Raw genomic sequence first — 4448 nt, forward strand, 5'->3', positions numbered from 1 at the left:
ATATCCGAACCGGACAAAGGCCCGGGGCACGCCTTCAGCAAAGGGATGCTGCTGGCGCGGGGGAAATACCTGAAACACCTGCCGGATGATGATGTAGTCTATCCGGCCGCCATGGAGCAGGCTATCCGGGTGATGGAAGAGCACCCGGAAATTGACCTGCTGGTCTGCGGGGGTACGCGGGAGTTTGGCGGCAAAGTTAAACCGGTCTGGCTTCCGCCGGGAACGAACTACGGCTATAGCCCCAGGGACATCTTCAAATACGGGGCATCCGGCATCGGCTTCGTTATCAGGCGAAGCGCCCTTCCGCTGGTCGGATTATTCCCTGTCAGCTTAGCTGACGATGTCGATTTCGCTATTAATGTCATCAAGAGAGGCGGTACCGTTAAGTTCTGCCGGATTAACCTTTTCCATCATCCCATCTATGAGCACAGCGCCGTTATCCGGAACCTCAAAGCACACAGGAGGCATAAATACAGCCTGGTAAGGCAGTATTCATTGAGCTATTATTACTGGTACCGGTTGGAGCGCTTCCTTAAAAGACGCGCCCTGTATAATCTGGCAGTTCTGGCATTTAAGCCTTCATACGTAGCTTCTTTCTTGCGCCGGGAAGGGGTTATGGCAGCACTGCGGCGTGTACTGATGTTGCTGACCGGAAAGAAACACCCTGAGTCTACCGCCGGAGTCGAGGAACCGGTCTGGGATGGGGGTTTCAGCTAAATAATACCGTTTAATTAAGGAAGGAGATAATCTGTTTTGGATAATACTGTAATTACCATTACCACCATAAATATTCCAACGTTTCTAGAGGGTATCTGCGAAAATATCAAGACTCATGACCACAAAGATACGTCAATTTTGATAATCGGCGACCTGAAGACACCGGCCGGGATAAAGGAATACTGCGCGAATACGGCGGGAAAATTCGGCGTCGATATCGAATACCTGGGCATAGAAGACCAGAAGAAGGCGCTGTCCGACCATCAGAAACTGCTTGACCTTTTCCCCTACAACACGCCGGACAGGGTTATTTTAGGAGGTATGCTTGCCTATTTGAGAGGCTGTGAACGCACTATTGCCGTTGATGATGACAACTTTACCACCGAGCACGATTTCGTTGGTTTTCACTCAGTTACCGGCACACAGGCCGAGCTCGACCTGATTCACAACGAGACCGGATGGTTTAACGTGCATAGCGCCCTCGTAGAGGAACATAACATTCCCTTTTATCCCAGGGGCTATCCATGGGAACAACGAAAGCCTGAAGCGAACCAAAAGATAAACCGCAAACAAAAGGCCAGAGTTATCGTCAACCAGGGATTGGTACTGGAAGACCCTGATATTGACGCTATCTCGCGTCTGTTCTGGCCAATCCGGGCGACTGCCATGAGTTCCGAATTCGATGCTCAGTTCGGCCTTTACCCCGGAACCTGGTCTCCCTTCAACTATCAAAATACATCATTGTGCCGGGAGGCGGTTCCCCTTTACTACCGGCCAATCTCCACCAAAAGAAACGCTGATATCTGGACAGCCTATTTATACAACAAGCTGGCCCAGCACTTCGGTGATGTTATCACTTTCGGTCAGCCGCTGGTCAGACAGATCAGAAACGAGCACAATCTTTGGGAAGACCTGGACGTGGAGCTAATCAACAACAGGTCGACCGATTATCTTATCTACATACTCAGGAACGTCAGTCTTAGCGAGAAGACCTACTTCTCCGCCCTCGGGGAACTGATAAACAAGTCCCAAAAGGAACTGACAGAAATCGACAGCATTCCACCCCAGGAACACGAAATGATTAAGGACTTTTTTGGTGAATACCAGGTATGGTGGAATATCGTCTCGGACATAATAAAATGACGGTAGCTAAGCTGAAGACGAGGTAAGGGCATGGAAGAAATTAAGTTACACCTTGGTTGCGGCAACATAAGAATTGACGGCTTTATCAACATTGACGTAAATTATCTGCCTAATGTTGATGTCGTCGATAATGTCAGGCATCTCAGGAAATTTAAGGAAGACACCGTCGACCTAATCTATGCAAGCAACGTACTGGAGCACCTGGGACGCTGGGAATATAAACCGGCGCTGCAAAGATGGTATGAGTTACTGAAAAAAGGCGGCATCCTGAGACTCAGCGTTCCGGATTTTGAAGCGGTATGCCAGTACTACATGGAGACCAAAGACCTGGAGACCTTGTACCCGGCGCTATATGCGGGACAGGATAATCCACAGAACTTTCATTACTGGTGCTGGGACTTCCCCATGCTGAAAAAGGACCTGGAATCAGTAGGGTTCATCAATGTAAGAAGGTATGACCGCAGTAAAACGGAACACGCTCACGTGCGCGACTGGAGCCTGAACTACATCCCTTATCGCGATGAAAACAATAACATCCTGCCCGATGAAGAATGGTTCAACGGTACGCCGATCGCGATGAACGTTGAAGCCGAGAAGTGACTTTTAATTGAAAGCATCAGGTATTTAAGATGGACTTAGCGCTTAAAGGAAAATACGCCCTGGTTACCGGCGGCAGCCGCGGCATCGGGCGCGGCATCGCTCTGGCATTAGCTGCGGAAGGCTGTAACGTAGCCATCTGCGCCCGGACTAAAGAGCGCGTCGAGCAGACCGCAGCCGAGCTTAAAGCTAACGGCATTAAGAGCATCGGCATCGTGGCGGACGTTCTGGTTAAAGAGGATATCGACCGCGTCATGAAAGCCATCATAGATTCCTGGGGAACAATCAATATCCTGGTCAACAATGTCGGCGGGAGTGGAGGTTCAGCTAAAACCGCCCCGGAAGAGACGCCGGAAGATGTCTGGCTGGATATATATAATAAAAACGCTATGGCCGCCATTAGATTTACCATGAAAGCTATCCCGTTCATGAAAAAGCAGGAGTGGGGCAGGGTGGTGACTATCTCTTCCCTGCAGGGTAGAGAGGGGGGCGGAAGGCCCTGGTACAACATGGCTAAAAGCGCCGAAATCAGCCTGATGAAAACGCTGGCCATGAACCGGGAATACAGTAGCCATGGGATAACTTTTAATTCCGTAGCTCCCGGAGCCATCATATTTGACGGCAATGAATGGGATATTTTCCGCAAGGAAAACCCGGCAGCCTTTCAGCAAAGACTGGAGGCAAAGAACCCATCCGGACGCTTGGGCGCTCCGGAGGAAGTAGCCAGCGTTGTTGCCTTTCTGTGCTCGGAAAAAGCCAGCCTGGTCAACGGCGCCTGCATCCCGGTTGACGGGGCGGAGGGCAAGAGTTTCTAGACCATGATTAAAGAAGAGGTTCTAAAAAGTTTCCAGGGGAGTAAAGTCCTGGTCACCGGCGGTACCGGTCTCATCGGGCGGCAGGTGGTGGCTATGATATGTAGTGCCGGGGCAAAGGTGACTGTGGTGTCCCTGGACAGGATAAAGGTTGATGACCGTGCCGAACACATCTACGGTGACCTGACCGACTTCACCTTCTGTTAAGAGCTGTCCGGGGACATGGACTTCGTCTTTCACCTGGCGGGCATCAAGGGTTCGATCGAGGTCACCAAGGCCAGACCGGCCAGCTTCTTCGTGCCCCTGCTGATGATGAACACCAATGTTTTGGAGGCCTGCCGCCTTAACAAAGTGCGGAAAGTGGTCTATACCAGCTCAATCGGCGCCTATTCCAGCGCCGAGGTCTTTAAAGAAACGGAGAACCTGGACGGGCCACCGATGGACATGTTCCCCGGCTGGGCAAAGAGGATGGCCGAAATGCAAATCCAGGCCTACCAACTCCAGTACGGCCTGGACAATTTCGCCATCGTCAGGCCGTGCAACGTCTATGGCCCCGGTGATAACTTCGACCCGGATAACGCCATGGTCATACCTGCCCTGATGTACCGCATCTACCATAAAGAAGAACCGGTGGTGGTGTGGGGGGACGGCAGCGCCATCCGGGACTTCGCTTACAGTCGGGATGTCGCTGAGGGGGTGATTTTGGCGCTTCACTACGGCACCGGCGGCGGCTTTGTCAATCTGGGCAGCGGCCGCGGCTATTCAATCAGGGAGCTGGTGGAGACGCTGCGCAGCTTTATCGATTTCAACTATGAATTTGATGTTAGCAAACCTGCCGGATTTCCCCGGCGCGTTATGGATATCTCCCTGGCCCGTGAATTGCTGAACTATAATCCAACAACATCTCTGCGGGACGGGCTGAAGGAGACCTGGGGCTGGTTTACCAGGAACCAGGATGAATATTTAGCCAAGGTTAATTATTTCAAAGAGGGGAAATGAAAGTAACCAGAACAAAGCTCGATGGCGTTCTCCTCATTACTCCGCCCACTATTTTTGAGGACTTCAGGGGGACTTACGCGGAGACCTATAATGAAAAGCTATACACGGAGGCAGGCATCAACGTTAAGTTTGTCCAGGACGATATCTCCGTGTCCCGCCAGAACGTTTTGCGCGGCATTC

The 4448-nt window shown here is 51.5% G+C and carries 5 protein-coding genes and 1 pseudogene; all 6 read left to right on the forward strand.

The window, feature by feature from the left end; translation table 11 throughout:
• A partial coding sequence (locus Q8Q07_06850; GenBank protein ID MDP3880003.1) for a hypothetical protein occupies positions 1-717 on the forward strand: 717 nt, incomplete at its 5' end.
• Positions 718-753: 36 nt separating this feature from the next.
• A complete protein-coding gene (locus Q8Q07_06855; GenBank protein ID MDP3880004.1) occupies positions 754-1860 on the forward strand; it encodes a hypothetical protein in 1107 nt (368 codons plus the stop codon).
• Positions 1861-1890: 30 nt separating this feature from the next.
• Positions 1891-2460 (forward strand): methyltransferase domain-containing protein, encoded by a 570-nt coding sequence (locus Q8Q07_06860; protein ID MDP3880005.1) that lies wholly within the window; start codon positions 1891-1893, stop codon positions 2458-2460.
• A 29-nt stretch (positions 2461-2489) separates the two neighbouring features.
• Positions 2490-3272, forward strand: coding sequence for an SDR family oxidoreductase (locus tag Q8Q07_06865; GenBank protein ID MDP3880006.1), 783 nt, complete (start codon positions 2490-2492; stop codon positions 3270-3272).
• 3 nt (positions 3273-3275) lie between these two features.
• A pseudogene (locus Q8Q07_06870) lies at positions 3276-4268 on the forward strand (NAD-dependent epimerase/dehydratase family protein).
• A partial coding sequence (locus tag Q8Q07_06875; protein ID MDP3880007.1) for a dTDP-4-dehydrorhamnose 3,5-epimerase family protein occupies positions 4265-4448 on the forward strand: 184 nt, incomplete at its 3' end. The pseudogene Q8Q07_06870 and the gene Q8Q07_06875, both read left to right, overlap by 4 nt.

It is taken from the genome of Dehalococcoidales bacterium (genome assembly GCA_030698765.1).
Classification (GTDB): domain Bacteria; phylum Chloroflexota; class Dehalococcoidia; order Dehalococcoidales; family UBA2162; genus JAUYMF01.

Excerpts from the sequence above, each read along its gene's own strand:
- Q8Q07_06860 (MDP3880005.1), top strand. The coding sequence starts at position 1,891 with ATGGAAGAAATTAAGTTACACCTTGGTTGCGGCAACATAAGAATTGAC.
- Q8Q07_06865 (MDP3880006.1), top strand. The coding sequence starts at position 2,490 with ATGGACTTAGCGCTTAAAGGAAAATACGCCCTGGTTACCGGCGGCAGC.